The organism is Streptomyces sp. NPDC090083 (assembly GCF_044747445.1).
Classification (GTDB): Bacteria; Actinomycetota; Actinomycetes; order Streptomycetales; family Streptomycetaceae; genus Streptomyces.
Genome location: NZ_JBIVED010000002.1, coordinates 543,242 through 559,108, shown reverse-complemented (window position 1 = coordinate 559,108; position 15,867 = coordinate 543,242). Strand labels below are relative to the sequence as shown.

The following is a 15,867-nucleotide window of genomic DNA, read 5'->3' as shown; positions in this document are numbered from 1 at the left end:
GGGGGTCGGCGGTCAGTGGGAGCGCAGGGCTTCGACGGCCCGCGCCAGCGCCTGCGGCACATTCGGTACGAGCGTGTGGGCGCCGTCGCGTACGACGTGCCGGCCGCCCACGACCGTATGCCGTACGTCCGCTGCCGTCGCCGCGAATACGGCCGTCTCGGCGCCGAGCCTGGGCACCGGCCCCGCCGTCCTGACCGAGTCGAGCGCGATCGTCGTGAAGTCGGCGAGCGCGCCTGCCTCCAGCGTGCCCGCGTCCGTCCAGCCGAGTGCCGCGTGGCCGTCGGCCGAGGCCGCGCGGAGCAGGGCCGCCGCCGTCCAGTGACCCCGGGTGCGGGTGCGCAGGCGCTCGTTCAGCTCCATCGCGCGGGCCTCTTCGAGGAGGTCGATGACGGCATGGCTGTCGGAGCCGAGGGAGAGGGGTGAGCCGGCCCGCTGGAGGGCGACGGCGGGGCCGATGCCGTCGGCGAGGTCCCGTTCCGTGGTCGGGCACATGCAGGTGCCGGTGCCGGTCGAGCCGAGCAGGGCGATGTCCTCGTCCGTGAGGTGGGTGTTGTGGACGCCGGTGGTGCGCGGGCCGAGCACTCCGTGGTCGGCGAGGAGCCGGGTGGGGGTGCGGTCGTGGGCGGCGCGGCAGGCGTCGTTCTCGGCGGTCTGCTCGGACAGGTGGACGTGGAGCGGGGCCCGGCGCTCCTCGGCCCAGCGGGCCACGGTCGCCAACTCCCGTGCGGGCACGGCCCGTACGGAGTGGATGGCGGCACCGATCCGTGCGTGATCCCGTTCCTTGAGAAGTGAAGAGCGTTCGGCCCAGGCGTCCGCGCTGCCGTCGGAGAAGCGGAGCTGGTGCCGGTTGGGGGGCTCTCCGAAGCCGGAGGAGAGGTAGGCGGTGTCGAGGAGGGTGATGCGGATGCCCGCTTCGGAGGCGGCGGCGACGAGGGCCTCGCCCATGGCGTTGGGGTCGGCGTACGGGGTGCCGCCGTGCCCGTGGTGCACGTAGTGGAACTCCCCGACGGCCGTGATCCCGGCGAGCGCCATCTCGGCGTACACCGCGCGGGCGAGGTCGTGGTAGGTCTCCGGGGTCAGCTGGTCGGCGAAGGAGTACATGAACTCCCGCCAGGTCCAGAAGGTGCCGGAGCCGACCTGGACCGTGCCGCGCAGGGCGCGGTGGAAGGCGTGGCTGTGGGCGTTGGCGAGCCCGGGGAGGGTGAGGCCGCGGAGGATCTCCGCGCCGGGCGGCGGGGTGTCGACTCCCGTACGCAGGGCGGTGATGCGCCCGTCGCCCACCTCCAGGACGACGCCCGGCTCGACGTTGGTGTCGAGCCAGGCGTGTTCCAGCCAGTACGTCCGCGTGCGGGGTGTGCCGGGGGATGTCACCTGCGGGTCAGCCCTTCCAGTACGTCGGCGAGTGCGGTCACCCCGGCCACGCAGTCGTCCTCGGTGGCGGACTCGGCCGGGGAGTGCGAGACGCCCGTGGGGTTGCGCACGAACAGCATGGCGGTCGGGATGCTTCCGGAGAGGATCCCGGCGTCGTGTCCGGCGCCGGTGCCCAGGACGGGGACCGTGAGGTCGGTGTCCTGGCCCAGGACGCGGGCCAGTTCGTCGCGCAGGGCGTGGTCGAACTCGACGACGGGCGTGAAGGACTCCCGGACGACGTCGAGGTCGACGCCGTGCGCCTCGGCGTACTCGCGGGCCGCCTTCTCGACGCCGGTGACCACCGTGTCCAGGGTGTCCTGGTCGGCGGCGCGGGAGTCGAGCCAGCCGCGCACGAGGGAGGGGATGGCGTTGACGCCGTTCGGCTCGACGGCGATCTTCCCGAACGTGGCGACGGCACCGGCGAGCCGAGCCTCGCGACGGGCGGCGAGCACGGTCTCGGCGTACGACAGCATCGGGTCGCGGCGGTCGGCCAGCCGGGTCGTGCCGGCGTGGTTGGCCTCGCCCCGGAAGTCGAACCGCCAGCGCCCGTGCGGCCAGATGGCGCTGGCGATGCCGACCCGGTCGCCGGACAGGTCCAGCGCGCGGCCCTGTTCGACGTGCAGTTCGACGAACGCGCCGATGCGGGCGAGGCGTTCGGGGTCGGGGCCGATGGCGTCGGCGTCGTAGCCGGCCGCCGCCATGGCCTGCGGGAGGGTGACCCCGTCGCCGTCGGTCAGCCGGTGGGCCTGCTCGACGGTGAGCTGCCCGGCGGTGAGCCGCGACCCGACGCAGGCGAGCCCGAAGCGGGCGCCCTCCTCGTCGCCGAAGTTCACGATGGCGAGCGGCTTGGCGAACTCCGCTCCCCTGCGGCGCAGTTCGTCGAGCGCGGCGAAGGACGACACGACCCCGAGGGGTCCGTCGAAGGCCCCGCCGTCGGGCACCGAGTCGAGGTGCGACCCGGTGACGACGGCGTCCCCGGCCTCGGGGTCGCCGAGCCAGGCCCACTGGTTGCCGTTGCGGTCGAGTTCGTAGGCCAGCCCGCGGGACCGGGCCTGTTCCTCGAACCAGGCCCGGCATGCGGCGTCGGCGTCCGTCCAGGCGAACCGGCGGTAGCCGCCGGAGTCGGGGTGCCGGCCGACGGGGAGCAGTTCGCGCCACATCGTGTGGAAGGAATCGCCGGTCGGCGCGGCGGACGCCCGGTGCGCCGTCCGCACCGAGGAGTCGCCCCGTTCGTCTCCCGTCAGGGTCACGCGTCGTCACCCTCGCGCATCGGGACCCGCACACCCCGCTCGTCGGCGACGCGCTCCGCGATGTCGTACCCGGCGTCCACGTGCCGGATGACGCCCATGCCGGGGTCGTTGGTCAGCACCCGGCGGATCTTCTCGCCGGCGAGCTTCGTGCCGTCGGCCACGGAGACCTGACCGGCGTGGATGGAGCGGCCCATGCCGACGCCGCCGCCGTGGTGGAGGGAGACCCAGGACGCGCCGGAGGCGACGTTGACCATGGCGTTGAGCAGCGGCCAGTCGGCGATCGCGTCGGAGCCGTCGAGCATGGCCTCGGTCTCGCGGTACGGGGAGGCGACGGAGCCGCAGTCGAGGTGGTCGCGGCCGATGGCCAGCGGGGCGGCCAGTTCACCGCTCGCGACCATGTCGTTGAAGCGCTCGCCGGCCTTGTCGCGCTCGCCGTAGCCGAGCCAGCAGATGCGGGCCGGGAGGCCCTGGAAGTGGACGCGCTCGCCGGCCAGCTTGATCCAGCGGTGGAGGGACTCGTTCTCCGGGAAGAGGTCGAGGATCGCCTTGTCCGTCTTGTGGATGTCGGAGGCCTCGCCGGACAGGGCGGCCCAGCGGAAGGGGCCCTTGCCCTCGGAGAAGAGGGGGCGGATGTAGGCGGGGACGAAGCCGGGGAAGGCGAACGCGCGCTCGTAGCCGGCGAGTTGGGCCTCGCCGCGGATGGAGTTGCCGTAGTCGAAGACCTCGGCGCCGGCGTCCATGAAGCCGACCATCGCCTCGACGTGCTTCGCCATGGACTCACGGGCGCGGGTGGTGAAGCCCGCCGGGTCCTTCGCGGCCTCGTCGGCCATGTCCTCGAAGGCGATGCCCACGGGGAGGTAGGCCAGCGGGTCGTGGGCCGAGGTCTGGTCGGTCACGATGTCGATGGGGGCGCCCTCGGCGAGCATCCGCGGGAGCAGCTCGGCCGCGTTGCCCAGCAGGCCGATGGAGAGCGGACGGCGGGCGTCGCGGGCCTCGACGGCGAGCTGGAGGGCGTGCGCGAGGGATTCGGCGCGGACGTCGAGGTAGCGGTGCTCGATGCGGCGTTCGATGGCGCGCGGGTCGACGTCGACGCAGATCGCGACGCCGTCGTTCATCGTCACGGCGAGGGGCTGCGCGCCGCCCATGCCGCCGAGGCCGGCGGTGAGGGTGATGGTCCCGGCGAGGGTGCCGTCGAACTTCTTCGCGGCGACGGCGGCGAAGGTCTCGTAGGTGCCCTGGAGGATGCCCTGGGTGCCGATGTAGATCCAGGAACCGGCGGTCATCTGGCCGTACATGGTGAGGCCGAGGGCCTCCAGGCGGCGGAACTCCTCCCAGTTGGCCCAGTCGCCGACGAGGTTGGAGTTGGCGATGAGGACGCGCGGGGCCCACTCGTGGGTCTGCATCACGCCGACCGGGCGGCCGGACTGGACGAGCATCGTCTCGTCCTGCTTGAGGGTGCGCAGGGTGCGGACCATGGCGTCGAAGGAGCGCCAGTCGCGGGCGGCCTTGCCGGTGCCGCCGTAGACGACGAGCTTGTCGGGGTGTTCGGCGACCTCGGGGTCCAGGTTGTTCTGCAGCATCCGCAGGGCGGCCTCCTGCTGCCATCCCAGGGCGCTCAGTTCCGTACCGCGCGGTGCTCGTACGGGGCGGGGTCCTGACATGGTCTGCCTCCTAGCGGACTGTGTTCAGCGGATTTTTCTCCTACTTCTATTCACATCCTGTCTTCGTGAATAGAACTAGTCAATACATCGGGGCGTCTCTCTGGGCAGGCTTCCGGTGTTCGGCCGGATCCACGAGCCGGTTGGACCGCCACGGGCGAGGACACGACGGGGGATGCAGTGAGCAACGGAATCCAGGGTCACACGGGCGCCGCCGGACCCGGCGGCGAACGCACCGCCCGCCGGGACGAAGCGGTCCTGGCCGCCGTGGAACAGGGACTCCTGGGACCCGGCGCGCCCATCGCCGCCCTGCTGGACGTCACCGGCATCCGGGAGTCGGCGGCGGAGCTGCGGGCGGCGTTCGACGCGGTCACGGCGCCCGGGACCCCGGTGCTGCACGCGTTCGCCGTGAAGGCGAGCCCGCTGGTGCCGGTGCTGCGGCTGCTGCACGAGGAGGGCATCGGCGCCGAGGTGGCGAGCCCCGGCGAGCTGGCCCTGGCGCGGGCGGCGGGCGTACGGCCGGAGCGGACGGTGCTGGACGCGCCCGCGAAGACCCCGGCGGAGCTGCGGGAGGCGCTGGCGCTCGGGATCGCCGTGAACGCCGACAATCCGCAGGAACTGGAGCGCGTCGACGGGCTCATGCGGTCGGCGAGCAGCCGGTCGCCGCTCGGGATCCGGGTCAACCCGCAGATCGGCGGCGGGTCGATCGCCGCGCTCTCCACGGCGACGGCCACCTCGAAGTTCGGGGTGGCACTGCGGGACGAGGGGGCGCGCGAGTGGGTGGTGCGCGCCTACACCGAGCGGCCGTGGCTGACCCGGCTGCACGCGCACACCGGGTCGCAGGGCATCCCGCTGGCGCTGCTGGCGCGGGGCGTCGCGGAAACCTACCAGCTGGCGGAGGAGATCAACGCGCGGATCGGACGGCCGCAGATCGACACGATCGACATCGGCGGCGGCCTCGGGGTGAACTTCGGTTCGGACGCGACGACCCCGACCTACGCGCAGTACGCGCGGCTGCTGCGGGAGGCGGTGCCGGGGCTGTTCGACGGGCGGTACGGGCTGGTGACCGAGTTCGGGCGGTCGATGCTGGCCAAGCAGGGCACGGTGGTGGCGCGGGTCGAGTACGCGAAGAGCGCGGGCGGCCGGCCCATCGCGATCACGCACGCGGGCGTGCAGGTGGCGACCCGGACGGTGTACGCGCCGCAGTCCTGGCCGCTGCGGATCGCCGCCTACGACGCGAAGGGCCGCCCCAAGCCGGGCCCCGAGGTGGTGCAGGACGTGGCCGGGCCCGCCTGTTTCGCGGGTGACCTGCTGGCCGAGGGACAGGCGCTGCCGCTGCTGGAGCAGGGGGACTTCGCGGCGGCGCTGGACACCGGGGCGTACTACTTCGCGGCGCACTACGCGTACAACTCCCTTGCCCGGCCCGGCATCTACGGCTTCGTGCGGGACGGCTCCGGAGGCGTGGCGTTCGCGACCGTGCGGAAGCCGCAGACCGTGGCGGAGATCGTGGCCGAATCCGGAGGGGCGCACGCCGCCGCGCTCACCACCCTGGGAGCTCCCGGGAGCCGTTGACGCGCACCGGTGCGCGCAGGGTTCAACTGGTTCAGGCAACTCGTGCGAAAACGGCGTCAGTTGACCCACCTTAGTCACTCGGGAGCATGTTCCACCGGAAAATGCCAGATCCCTCACCACGCGGCCACACGGTGCGTAGCTTCGTCGTCACTCAGCCGAACCGCAGGCGGGAGGGGAGCCAGGGTGCCCGGAATCGACGAGTGCTTACTTGAGGCCATGCGACTGCCCGGTGCCCGGGGCGCCGCGCTGGTCGACTGGACGAGCGGGCTGGCCCTGGGCGTGGTCGGGGAGTCCCCGGGCGGCGACCAGGAGGCCAGCGCCGCCGAGGCCGCCGAACTGGCACGGCTCGCGGCTGAGCACCGGGCGTTCGCGTCCACGGGAACGGACGGGGAGGAGGCCGACGAGCCGCCGCTGGAGGACCTGATCGTCAGCAACCGGGACAGCTACCACGTGCTGCGGTTCGTGCGGACGTCGTTCGACAGCAGCGTCTTCCTGCACCTGTGGCTGGCCCGCGCGGAGGGCAACCTCGCGCTGGCCCGCATCCGGCTCGGCGAGATGGCCGGACGGCTGGTGCTGGGATGACCGCGGTCAAGGCCACGCCCACCACCCCGCCGCCCCGGCTGCCGGTGCGGGACAAGGCCGCCGCCGGGGACCGGGGCTGGGGCGGCGTCTCACCGATGCTGACCCGGCTCGCCGCCGAGGAGGCCACCGGTGTCCTGGTCCGCGAGCGCGGCAGCCTGCATCTCGTGGACGGCCGGGTCGTCCACGCGGAGAGCCCGTCCGCGCCCGGTCTCGACCTGCTCCTGACCGCGCACGGCACGCTGGGCACCGAGGCGTGGGAGGCAGCGGCGCGAGCGACCGACGACCGGCACGCCACGACCCGGCTGCTGCTGGACGGCGGCCTGCTGAGCCCGGGCGCGCTGGAGCTGTGCCATCTGGGGGCGCTGTACGACGCGGCGTACTTCGTGCTCGCGCCGAGCAGCACACCGGGCCGTTTCCGGTACGGCGTCACGCATCCGCTCGGGGGTGTGCGGCCGGTTCCGGTGGCCGCACTGGAGCGGGAGACGCTGCGCCGCCGGGATCTCCTGCACCGCGTCTGGCCGGACGCGGCGACGGACGGCGCGCCGCTGGTGCGGGCCGACCCCGTCGCGCCCGCACCGGTCACCCCACGCCAGGCCGCGGTACTGGACCGGGTGGACGGCGTGCGTACGGCGACGGACATCGCGCGGGAGCTGGGCCGCCGGGCGTACCCCACGCTGCTGGACGTACGGCGGCTGGTGTCGGCGGGCCTCGTCTCCCCCCGGCCGCCCGCACCCCTCGCCGCGCCCCCCGCCGTGACCGCGCCGGGCCCCGGAGTCACCCCCGTGCTGGACGTCGTCGATCCCGACATCACATTGCTGAAGAGGCTCAGGGATGCGCTGGAGGCCCTTTGAGTGGCAGCGAGCACGCGCCGAGAGGAGAGAGCCGATGGCCTCCGAGGCCGAGATCCTCGACGAGCTGCGCCGGCTGAGAACCCGGGTGCCCCAGCTGACCGGGGCGCTGGCGGCGGGCGTGGACGGTCTCGTCCTGGCCCAGGACACCCCGGGCGTCGAGCCGGAGCGGGTGGCCGCGCTCACCGTGACGGCGCTCGGCGTGGCCGAACGGATGGCGGACGCGACCGGCCAGGGCGACTTCCGCGAGCTGCTCGTGCGCGGGGTCTACGGCTATGTCGCGACCTACGCGGCGGGCCGCGGCGCGGTGCTGACCGTGCTCGCCCAGGACCGCGTGCACCTCGGCCGGCTGCTGCTGGAGGGCCGCCGGGCGGGGGCCCGGATCGGCGAGCTGGTCGACGCCGAGGCGGCGGCCGAGGCCGAGGAGCGGTCCGAGGCGGGGGCGCCCGCGCAGGCGCCGCCGAGAACCACCACCGCACGACCGAGAACAGCGCGCGCACCACGCACCACCAACGCGCGTACCACCACGGAAAGTTGAACGGACCCAAGGGAGCACTGTCATGGCCAACACCGAAACCTCGCTCAAAGAGGCGCTGACCTCCATCGAGGGCGCGACCGGCGTCGCGCTCGTCGACTACACCAGCGGTATGGCGCTCGGCACGATGGGCGGCAGCAAGACCTTCGACCTCGGGGTCGCCGCGGCCGGGAACACCGACGTCGTCCGCTCCAAGCTGCGCACCATGGAACACCTCGGCCTGAAGGGCGAGATCGAGGACATCCTGATCACCCTGTCGAGCCAGTACCACCTGATCCGCCTGCTCAAGGGGCGCGGCGGAAACGGCCTCTTCCTCTACCTGGTCCTGGACGCCACCCGGGCCAACCTCGCGATGGCCCGCCACCAGCTGAAGCGGATCGAGGCGGACCTGGAGGTGTAGGCGCCCTACGCGAAGACGTCGCTGCGGCGGCGCGCCCCGCCCGGGGTCGCGTCGCCGGCGGCGATGCCGGTGGAGCGGTAGCCCTTGACCGGCTTGCCCGCCGGGGCACCGTGGCGCTTGTCGAGCCAGTCGACGCGGATCCAGAGCAGCGCGTCGTCGGCGCGCTCGCGGCGGCCGAGCCAGGCGGCCTTCAGACGCAGCCCGGTACCGGCACCGGCGAGCAGCATGCCGCCCGCGGCCGGTACGGCGAAGGAAGCGGCCAGGGCGAGCGCGAAGGCGAGGACGAGCCACCAGCGGTGCGCGCGGCGCCAGTTCCGTGTGCTGACCGCGCGGTCCTGGAGCACATCGTGCTTCCCGGCCCGGGCGGCACCGCGGGCCAGCGCGGTGTAGCGCCCGCGGCGCGTGTACGACACCGCGGCCGCCGCGACGATGAACAGCGCGGCCCCGGCCATCACCCCGATCCGCCGCCCGGTGATGCCGGGCGGCAGCACTCCGACGCCCGCCGCCAGCACCCCGAACCACCACATCGGGGCGGCCCCGGCCCGTACGACGACGGCCACTCGGGCCAGCCCCTGGACTCTCCGGTCTCCGCGTGCCACGTCCCGCCTCCTGGTCGTCCCGGCACAGTTCCGTCCGGCGGGGAGACTAGTGAGCGAACGTGAGACGAGTCTGAGAAGGCACCGGCCGGAACGGGCCGGGCCGCTCCACGCGCCGCCTCCTTCCGCCGGTCGCCGCCGCCCGGGTCACTCCACGAACAGCCCCCGCGCCGCCGCCCGCGCGTCGAACTCCTCCAGCCTCGCCTGCGCGTCCGGCAGGTCGTCGCACATCGCCTCCAGCAGGACCCGGCCGAGCAGCATCGGCGCGCACGCCGTGTCGAAGGCGAGGCCGGTGCCGACGGCGGCCGGGATCAGCAGGTCGGAGACCTTGGCGACGGGGGCGAACGCGGAGTCGGCGACGGTGACGACGGTCAGGCCCGCCTCCCGTGCGTACGCCAGCGTGTCCACGACCTCGCGCGGATGCCGGGGCAGCGCGAAGCACAGCAGGGCGGTGGCGCCGGCCCGGACGGCGGCGTCGATCCGGTCGTGGATCATCGTGCCGCCCTCGTTGAGCAGCCGTACGTCCGGATGGACCTTCGCGGCGAAGTACGAGAAGCCGTAGGCCTGGGAGGCCGCCGCGCGCAGGCCGAGGACGGGCAGCGGGCGGGAGGCGGCGAGCAGGCGGCCCGCCTTGGCGACCGGCCGGGGGTCGGCCAGTATCTCGGCGAGATGCCTGAGGTTCTCGATCTCGGCCTCGACGGCCTGCTGGTACTCGTTGTACGACGCGGTGTCCGGGGCCGACTCGGCGGGCGCGACCTCGCGGAGGTGTCTGCGCAGCGCCGGGTAGCCGTCGAAGCCGAGGGCGACCGCGAAGCGGGTCACGGAGGGCTGGCTGACGCCGGCGAGTTCGGCGAGTTCGACGCTGGAGAGGAACGGCACGTCGGCGGCGCGGCGCACCATGCTGTGCGCGATGCGCCGCTGGGTCGGCGTGAGCCGGTGCCCCTCGAAGAGCGTCTGCAGCCGTGCGGCCGGGCTGTCGGTCACACCCACACTCCTGTCCGCGGACGGGTCCGCGCTCACCTCCGCGGTCCCGTCCCCACTCCTGCCCACGCTCATGCCGTGCTCCCCCTCCAGATCTCGGTGAACCGGTCCAGCAGTCCCGCCGCCGTCGTCACATCGTCCGTGAGCGGCCGGTCCGCCGTCTCGTCGTCGAGCACCGACTCGGCCAGCTCCAGCGCGCGGCCGACCGGGAGTTCCGGATCGGGCCGCAGCCCGCGCTGGCGCAACGCCCGGACGGCGGCGACGAGTTCGCAGCCCACGACGAGACGGTACGCGCGGCAGGCGCGCAGTGTCTGACGTGCGGCGAGCGAGGCGAAGCTGGCCTGTTCCTCGACGCCCCGGGAGAGTACAGCGTGCCCGAGCGAGGCGGGAGCGGAGAAGGACCGCAGATCACCGAGGGCGGCAGCGGCGGCGTACTCCAGGATCATCACGCCCGAGGAGGCCGCCTCGTTGTCGGCGAGGAACGGCTTGAGGCGGGTGAACGCGGGCTCGTTCAGCGAGGAGAGCCGGGACGTGGACAGCCGGGCGACCTGGGTGAGGGCGAGCCTGAAGTGGTCCAGGGCGAGGACGAGTTGGGCCTGGTAGAAGCCGCCGTGGTGGTAGGCGGTCATGTCCTCGGCGGAGATGAAGGGGTTCTCGGCGGCGGCGTTGATCTCGATGGCGAGCACCGCCTCCAGCGCGTCCGCCGCGTCGTGCGCGGGCCCGTGGATCTGCGGCAGGCACCGGAAGGCGTACGGGTCCTGGATGCGCCCGAGCGGAGGGGTGGGCCGGTCGGCGGCACCGATCAACTCCCGCATCCGCCGGGCGACTTCGGTCGACCCGCGATGCGGCCGGGCGGCGTGCACCGGTGCGGCGTACGGCTCGTGCGACCCGTCCACGGCGAGCAGCGAGAGCGCTCCGACGACCTGCGTGGCGCCGATCAGCCCTCTCAACTCGTGCAGCGCGAGCGCGGATTGGCCGAGGGTGAGGGCGTTGCTGCTGATGAGCGCGAGCGCGTCGTTGTTGTCGAGGGGCTGGGGTTCGGGAACTCCCTCCAGGGGAGCGGCGCGTGAGGTGGAGACTCCCCGCCAGGGATGCTCGCCCACGAGCGCCAGTCCCACCTGGGCCAGCGCCGCGATGTCCCCCGTGCCCACCGACCCGAACTCGTTGACGACCGGGTACACGCCGCTCTCCAGCGCCTCGCACAGCGCGGTGACGACCGTGGGCCGCAGCCCGGCGCCCCCCGCGAGCAGCTGGTTCGCGCGGACCGCGAGCATCGCCCGGACCTCCCGGGCGGGGAGTTCGTCGCCGATGGCGCCGGCGTGGCTGCGCAGCAGGCGCAGGCCGTGCTCCGCCGCGGCCTCGGTGGGCACGTCCTCGTTCCGGTTGGCGCCGACGCCGGTCGAGCGGCCGTAGACGCGGCCGGTGGCGGCGATCTGGCGGGCCGCGTCCCAGGACTCGGTCGCGCGCTTCATCGCGTCGGTCCCGGGGACCGGCCGGGCGTTCCCGTCGGCGAGGCGCACCACGTCGGTGACGCCGAAGCCGACTCCGTCGAGGACGACGAGGTCGGAGCCCCCGGACACCATCGCATCAGTGGTGTCCACGATCCGAGACGACATATAGCCCCAAACTCCCCTCAAACCGGACACTCGATCTTGCCTGCCGGTCATCCGTTACCTCGGATTAACGCGGAGACATTGACAAACTATTCAAACACCGAGAACTCTGCATGACGTTATACAGCCGGGCAAGGGACAACTCATGATCCAGTTCGACGCGGTCCACAAACGCTTCCCCAACGGCACGACAGCAGTTCACGACCTCTCCCTGGAGATGCCGGAAGGCGGGGTCACCGTACTGGTCGGTTCCTCCGGTTGCGGCAAGACGACCACTCTTCGGATGATCAACCGGATGATCGACCCGACCTCGGGCGTCATCAAGGTCGGCGGCAAGGACGTCACCCGGCAGGACGCGGCCGAACTGCGCCGCTCCATCGGATACGTCATCCAGCAGTCGGGGCTCTTCCCGCACCGCACGGTCCTCGACAACATCGCCACCGTGCCGCTCCTGCTCGGGCACGGCAGGAAGAAGGCCCGCGCCCGCGCCGCCGAACTCCTGGAGACCGTCGGCCTCGCCGCCGACGCCGGGAAGCGCTACCCCCACCAGCTCTCCGGCGGCCAGCAGCAGCGCGTCGGCGTGGCCCGCGCACTCGCCGCCGACCCGCCCGTGCTCCTGATGGACGAGCCCTTCGGCGCCGTCGACCCGGTGGTCCGCACCCAGCTCCAGGACGAACTGCTGCGCCTGCAGAAGGAGTTGAACAAGACCATCGTCTTCGTCACGCACGACATCGACGAGGCCGTACGGCTCGGCGACAAGATCGCGATCTTCCGCACCGGCGGTCACCTCGTCCAGTGCGCGGCCCCCGCCGAACTCCTCGCCCGCCCGGCCGACGACTTCGTGGCCGACTTCCTCGGCGCCGAACGCGGCCTCAAACTGCTCTCCCTGACCACCCTCTCCGAGGTCCCGCAGGGCCCGGCCCCCGAGGGCGGCACCTGGACCCTCGTCCTCGACGAGGCGCGCAAGCCCCTCCACTGGGCCGCGAAGGACGCCGAGATTCCCGTACGGCCCCTGACGGACGACGACTCGCTGCTCGCGGCGCTCAACGAGTCCGTCGCCTCCCCGAACGGCCTGATCGTCCGCGTCGACGCGGCCGGCGTCCTCACCGGCGTCTCGTCCCGCGACGACATCCACACACACGCGGGCCGGGCGCACGCCGACGCGAGGATCGCGGCATGACGATCGACTGGTCGTGGATAGGCGACCACACCGACGACCTGACCAGCCTCACGTTCTCGCACCTCCAGGCCGCGCTGACCGCCGTCCTCCTCGGCCTGCTGATCTCGCTCCCGCTCGCCGTCGTGGCGCACCGGGTCCGCCCGCTCCGGGGCTTCCTGCTCGGCCTGTCGAACGTCCTCTTCACGATCCCGTCGATCGCGATCTTCGTGCTGCTGCTCCCGATCAGCGGTCTCACCCGTACGACCACGGTCATCGGCCTGACGGTCTACACGCTGGTCGTGCTGCTGCGGAACACCGTCGAGGGCCTCGACTCGGTCCCCGCGAAGACGAAGGAGGCCGCGAAGGCGATGGGCACGCGCCCCCTGCGCACGCTCCTCACCGTCGAACTCCCCCTCGCGCTCCCGGTGATCATGGCCGGGGTCCGGATCGCCACCGTCATGTCGATCTCGCTCGTCTCGGTCGCGACCTACATCGGCGACGGCGGCCTCGGCCAGCTCTTCACCGACGGCTTCCAGCGCGACTTCCCGACACCGGTCGTCGTCGGCGTCGTCCTGACCCTGCTCCTGGCCGTGGTGGCGGACGCCCTGCTGGTCGCCCTCCAGTACGTGCTGACCCCCTGGAAGAGGCGGCGAGCCTGATGTACGAACTCTTCAAGAACCTCGCCGAGTGGCTGACCAGCGGCTCCCAGTGGGCCGGCACGGACGGCATCGCGCACCGCCTCGCCGAACACCTCCAGTACTCGCTGCTCGCGACCCTCATCGCGGCCGCGATCGGCCTCCCGCTCGGTCTGCTGATCGGCCACACCGGCAAGGGGGCCTTCGTCGCGATCAACCTCGCCTCCTTCGGCCGCGCCCTGCCGACCGTCGGCCTGGTCGTCCTCGTCTTCCTCGCCAGCGGTCTGTCGATGTGGCCGGTGTACATCGCGCTGGTCGCCCTCGCGGTGCCGTCCATCGTCACCAACACCTACGCCGGCATGACCGCGGTGGACCCCGATGTGAAGGACGCGGCACGCGGCCAGGGCATGCGCGGCCACCAGGTGCTGTTCCAGGTCGAGTTGCCCCTCGCGCTCCCGCTGATCATGACCGGCCTGCGGCTCGCGCTCATCCAGGTGGTGGCCACCGCCACGATCGCCGCGTACGTGTCGTTCGGCGGGCTGGGCCGGTACGTCTTCGACGGGCTCGCCCAGCGGGATCTCGTGCAGGTGCTGGGCGGTGCCGTGCTGGTGGCCGTCGTCGCCATCGTGCTGGACCTCGGCCTGTCCGCCCTCCAGCGCTTCCTCTTCCGCCACCGCACGGCGGCGCTTCGCTGACCGTGCCGTCCGTACCGTGCCGTCGCCCCTCGTCTGCGGCCTCGTCGTGGCTGGTCGCGCCCACGCGGCGGTAGCCGCACATCAGCAGGGCCCCGCGCCCCTTCGAGGCGCGCCGAACCCGAAGGAACCCGAAAATGAACCGTCGCACCCTCCTCGGCGCCCTCGCCGGAACGGCCGTCGCCGTGCCCGTCCTGTCCGCCTGCTCCAGCGGTGTCACCTCGCTCGACGGCGGGGGCTCGGCGGGCGGTGGCAACGCCTCCAGCAAGAACGGCGTGACCATCGGCACCGCCAACTTCACCGAGAACCAGGTCCTCGGCTACCTCTACGCCGCCGCCCTCGAAGCGGCCGGCGTGAAGGTCAAGGTCCGCCCCAACCTCGGCACCCGCGAGATCGTCTTCCCCGCCCTCAAGAGCGGCGACATCGACCTCCTCCCCGAGTACCAGGGCTCCCTGCTCACCTACCTCCAGCCGAAGTCGAAGGTCGCGGAGGCGGGCGCGATGCAGAACGCCCTCACCCTCGCCCTCCCCTCCGGCCTCCAGGTCCTCCCCTACGGCATCGCCGAGGACGCGGACTGCTTCGCCGTCACCCGCGCGACCGCCCGGAAGTACGGGCTGACCTCGCTGGCCGACCTCGCCCGGCACAACGGCAAGCTGACCCTGGGCGCCTCCGCCGAGGTGAAGACCCGCCAGGTGGGTGTCGTAGGACTGAAGTCGGTCTACGGCGTGGAGTTCAAGGAGTTCAAGTCCCTCGATTCGGACGGGCCGTTGGTCAAGGGCGCGCTGAAGAAGGGCGATGTGGACGTGGCGAACCTGTTCACCACCGACACCGACATCAAGGCCAACGACTGGGTCGTCCTGACCGACCCCAGGACGCTGATCCCCAGTCAGCACATCGTGCCGCTCATCGCCGACCGGGTGGCCGACCCCACCGTCCGCAAGGCGCTCGCCCGGCTGGGCAACATCCTCACCACCGCCCAGCTCACCGAGCTGAACCGCCAGGTGGACAAGGACAAGAAGGACCCGGAGGACGTGGCGAACACGTATGCCGAACAGCACGGCATCACCAAGTAATGAGCGGTCGATGATCTGACGCGGAATCAGCCAAGTGTCATTAAACGAACACTCTGAGTGATTGCCTGCATGCGTAGGGTGATGAACCGCTCACCACCCGAGGAACCGCATGGCCTCCCACCGCAGCGCCCTTCTGACGGCCACCGCAGCCGGCGCGCCGGCCACCGCTCCCGCGACCGCCGCCGCCGATCCGCTCCCTCGCCCGACCACCGCCCACGACGCGCTCGCCGAACTCCTGGACGGCAACCGCCGCTTCGCCACCGACCGTTCCCGCCACCCCGGCCGGAGCCGCCGACCGGCCGCCGCACCGCACCCGGCACCGCACCCGGCACCGCACCCGTTCGCGGTGGTCGTCGGCTGCGTCGACTCCCGGCTGCCGCCCGAGCTGGTCTTCGACCAGGACCTCGGCGACCTGCTGTGCACCAGGACAGCGGGCGAGGTCCTGGACGAGGCCGTCCTCGCCTCCATCCAGTACGGCGTCGAGGAACTGCGCGTCCCCCTGGTGCTGGTGCTCGGCCACGAGCGCTGCGGCGCGGTCGCGGCGACCCTCGCACACCTGGAGACCGGCGCCCCCGTCCCCGGCCATCTCGCACTCCTGGTCGACGAGATCGCTCCGGCCGCGCGCCGCACCCGCGCGCTGCCCGGCGACTGGGCCGAGCACACGATGACCGCCCAGACGGCCTGGGTGCGGGACGCGATCCGCGCCGACCCCGCCTTCGCCTCCGCGCACGTCGTCGCCGCCCGCCTGGACCTCGGCACGGGCCTCGTCTCCCTGCTGCGCGCTCCCGGTGAACCCGACGGACAACAGGGGGGCTATCCCCAGTGCAGCGGGGGCGACGGCTCCCTAGCCTGAGTCGCATGAC

Annotated in this window: 16 protein-coding genes; 10 read left to right on the top strand and 6 right to left on the bottom strand. The window is 72.7% G+C overall.

Annotation, left to right across the window (positions count from 1 at the left end; all coding sequences use genetic code 11):
* Positions 1-12: 12 nt before the first annotated feature.
* The 3 genes from ACIPTO_RS08305 to hutU all read right to left on the bottom strand — a co-directional run bounded on the left by ACIPTO_RS08305 (position 13) and on the right by hutU (position 4,321).
* A complete protein-coding gene (locus tag ACIPTO_RS08305) occupies positions 13-1,371 on the bottom strand; it encodes a formimidoylglutamate deiminase (RefSeq protein WP_366316517.1) in 1,359 nt (452 codons plus the stop codon).
* Complete coding sequence (locus ACIPTO_RS08300) at positions 1,368-2,570, bottom strand: allantoate amidohydrolase (protein ID WP_401190839.1); 1,203 nt, start codon at positions 2,568-2,570, stop codon at positions 1,368-1,370. Before ACIPTO_RS08300 ends, ACIPTO_RS08305 begins: the two co-directional genes overlap by 4 nt.
* Positions 2,571-2,656: 86 nt before the next feature.
* Positions 2,657-4,321 carry a urocanate hydratase gene (hutU, locus tag ACIPTO_RS08295; RefSeq protein ID WP_401190204.1) on the bottom strand — a complete coding sequence of 555 codons (1,665 nt, stop codon included), beginning with the start codon at positions 4,319-4,321 and terminating at the stop codon, positions 2,657-2,659.
* A gap of 177 nt (positions 4,322-4,498) precedes the next feature.
* Here hutU and ACIPTO_RS08290 point away from each other — a divergent pair, with 177 nt between their 5' ends.
* From ACIPTO_RS08290 to ACIPTO_RS08270, 5 genes are all read left to right on the top strand, one after another.
* On the top strand, positions 4,499-5,890 hold the full coding sequence (locus ACIPTO_RS08290; RefSeq protein WP_366316521.1) for a diaminopimelate decarboxylase: 1,392 nt from the start codon (positions 4,499-4,501) through the stop codon (positions 5,888-5,890).
* 183 nt (positions 5,891-6,073) lie between these two features.
* Positions 6,074-6,472, top strand: a complete 399-nt coding sequence (locus ACIPTO_RS08285) for a hypothetical protein (protein ID WP_366316523.1) — start codon at positions 6,074-6,076, stop codon at positions 6,470-6,472.
* Positions 6,469-7,323, top strand: a complete 855-nt coding sequence (locus ACIPTO_RS08280) for a transcriptional regulator (protein WP_401190203.1) — start codon at positions 6,469-6,471, stop codon at positions 7,321-7,323. The genes ACIPTO_RS08285 and ACIPTO_RS08280 overlap by 4 nt, the downstream gene beginning before the upstream one ends.
* 34 nt (positions 7,324-7,357) lie before the next feature.
* Positions 7,358-7,858, top strand: coding sequence for a roadblock/LC7 domain-containing protein (locus ACIPTO_RS08275; RefSeq protein WP_366316527.1), 501 nt, complete (start codon positions 7,358-7,360; stop codon positions 7,856-7,858).
* Between the two features lie 22 nt (positions 7,859-7,880).
* A complete protein-coding gene (locus tag ACIPTO_RS08270; RefSeq protein WP_366316529.1) occupies positions 7,881-8,255 on the top strand; it encodes a hypothetical protein in 375 nt (124 codons plus the stop codon).
* A gap of 5 nt (positions 8,256-8,260) precedes the next feature.
* Here the strand turns inward: ACIPTO_RS08270 and ACIPTO_RS08265 are convergent, their stop codons facing one another.
* The 3 genes from ACIPTO_RS08265 to ACIPTO_RS08255 all read right to left on the bottom strand — a co-directional run bounded on the left by ACIPTO_RS08265 (position 8,261) and on the right by ACIPTO_RS08255 (position 11,448).
* Complete coding sequence (locus tag ACIPTO_RS08265; RefSeq protein WP_401190202.1) at positions 8,261-8,854, bottom strand: hypothetical protein; 594 nt, start codon at positions 8,852-8,854, stop codon at positions 8,261-8,263.
* A gap of 144 nt (positions 8,855-8,998) precedes the next feature.
* Positions 8,999-9,907 carry a MurR/RpiR family transcriptional regulator gene (locus ACIPTO_RS08260; RefSeq protein WP_366316533.1) on the bottom strand — a complete coding sequence of 303 codons (909 nt, stop codon included), beginning with the start codon at positions 9,905-9,907 and terminating at the stop codon, positions 8,999-9,001.
* A complete protein-coding gene (locus ACIPTO_RS08255; protein ID WP_366316535.1) occupies positions 9,904-11,448 on the bottom strand; it encodes an aromatic amino acid ammonia-lyase in 1,545 nt (514 codons plus the stop codon). Before ACIPTO_RS08255 ends, ACIPTO_RS08260 begins: the two co-directional genes overlap by 4 nt.
* A 142-nt stretch (positions 11,449-11,590) precedes the next feature.
* On the opposite strand from ACIPTO_RS08255, the gene ACIPTO_RS08250 reads away from it, so the two are divergent.
* From ACIPTO_RS08250 to ACIPTO_RS08230, 5 genes are all read left to right on the top strand, one after another.
* Positions 11,591-12,625: an ATP-binding cassette domain-containing protein gene (locus ACIPTO_RS08250; RefSeq protein ID WP_366316537.1), complete on the top strand. Its 1,035-nt coding sequence runs from the start codon at positions 11,591-11,593 to the stop codon at positions 12,623-12,625.
* Positions 12,622-13,263, top strand: a complete 642-nt coding sequence (locus ACIPTO_RS08245) for an ABC transporter permease (RefSeq protein WP_366316539.1) — start codon at positions 12,622-12,624, stop codon at positions 13,261-13,263. The genes ACIPTO_RS08250 and ACIPTO_RS08245 overlap by 4 nt, the downstream gene beginning before the upstream one ends.
* The gene (locus tag ACIPTO_RS08240; RefSeq protein WP_366316541.1) at positions 13,263-13,934 is read left to right on the top strand and encodes an ABC transporter permease; all 672 of its coding nucleotides are present in this window, start codon (positions 13,263-13,265) and stop codon (positions 13,932-13,934) included. The genes ACIPTO_RS08245 and ACIPTO_RS08240 overlap by 1 nt, the downstream gene beginning before the upstream one ends.
* A gap of 134 nt (positions 13,935-14,068) precedes the next feature.
* Positions 14,069-15,004 carry an ABC transporter substrate-binding protein gene (locus ACIPTO_RS08235; RefSeq protein ID WP_366316543.1) on the top strand — a complete coding sequence of 312 codons (936 nt, stop codon included), beginning with the start codon at positions 14,069-14,071 and terminating at the stop codon, positions 15,002-15,004.
* A gap of 109 nt (positions 15,005-15,113) precedes the next feature.
* Positions 15,114-15,857: a carbonic anhydrase gene (locus ACIPTO_RS08230; protein ID WP_401190201.1), complete on the top strand. Its 744-nt coding sequence runs from the start codon at positions 15,114-15,116 to the stop codon at positions 15,855-15,857.
* The last annotated feature ends 10 nt before the right edge of the window (positions 15,858-15,867 follow it).

Bases quoted from the DNA above. Each gene is read 5' to 3' on its own strand.
- ACIPTO_RS08300 (WP_401190839.1), bottom strand. From the start codon at position 2,570: ATGTGGCGCGAACTGCTCCCCGTCGGCCGGCACCCCGACTCCGGCGGC.
- hutU (WP_401190204.1), bottom strand. From the start codon at position 4,321: ATGTCAGGACCCCGCCCCGTACGAGCACCGCGCGGTACGGAACTGAGC.
- ACIPTO_RS08280 (WP_401190203.1), top strand. From the start codon at position 6,469: ATGACCGCGGTCAAGGCCACGCCCACCACCCCGCCGCCCCGGCTGCCG.
- ACIPTO_RS08275 (WP_366316527.1), top strand. From the start codon at position 7,358: ATGGCCTCCGAGGCCGAGATCCTCGACGAGCTGCGCCGGCTGAGAACC.
- ACIPTO_RS08270 (WP_366316529.1), top strand. From the start codon at position 7,881: ATGGCCAACACCGAAACCTCGCTCAAAGAGGCGCTGACCTCCATCGAG.
- ACIPTO_RS08260 (WP_366316533.1), bottom strand. From the start codon at position 9,907: ATGAGCGTGGGCAGGAGTGGGGACGGGACCGCGGAGGTGAGCGCGGAC.
- ACIPTO_RS08255 (WP_366316535.1), bottom strand. From the start codon at position 11,448: ATGTCGTCTCGGATCGTGGACACCACTGATGCGATGGTGTCCGGGGGC.
- ACIPTO_RS08250 (WP_366316537.1), top strand. From the start codon at position 11,591: ATGATCCAGTTCGACGCGGTCCACAAACGCTTCCCCAACGGCACGACA.
- ACIPTO_RS08245 (WP_366316539.1), top strand. From the start codon at position 12,622: ATGACGATCGACTGGTCGTGGATAGGCGACCACACCGACGACCTGACC.
- ACIPTO_RS08240 (WP_366316541.1), top strand. From the start codon at position 13,263: ATGTACGAACTCTTCAAGAACCTCGCCGAGTGGCTGACCAGCGGCTCC.
- ACIPTO_RS08235 (WP_366316543.1), top strand. From the start codon at position 14,069: ATGAACCGTCGCACCCTCCTCGGCGCCCTCGCCGGAACGGCCGTCGCC.
- ACIPTO_RS08230 (WP_401190201.1), top strand. From the start codon at position 15,114: ATGGCCTCCCACCGCAGCGCCCTTCTGACGGCCACCGCAGCCGGCGCG.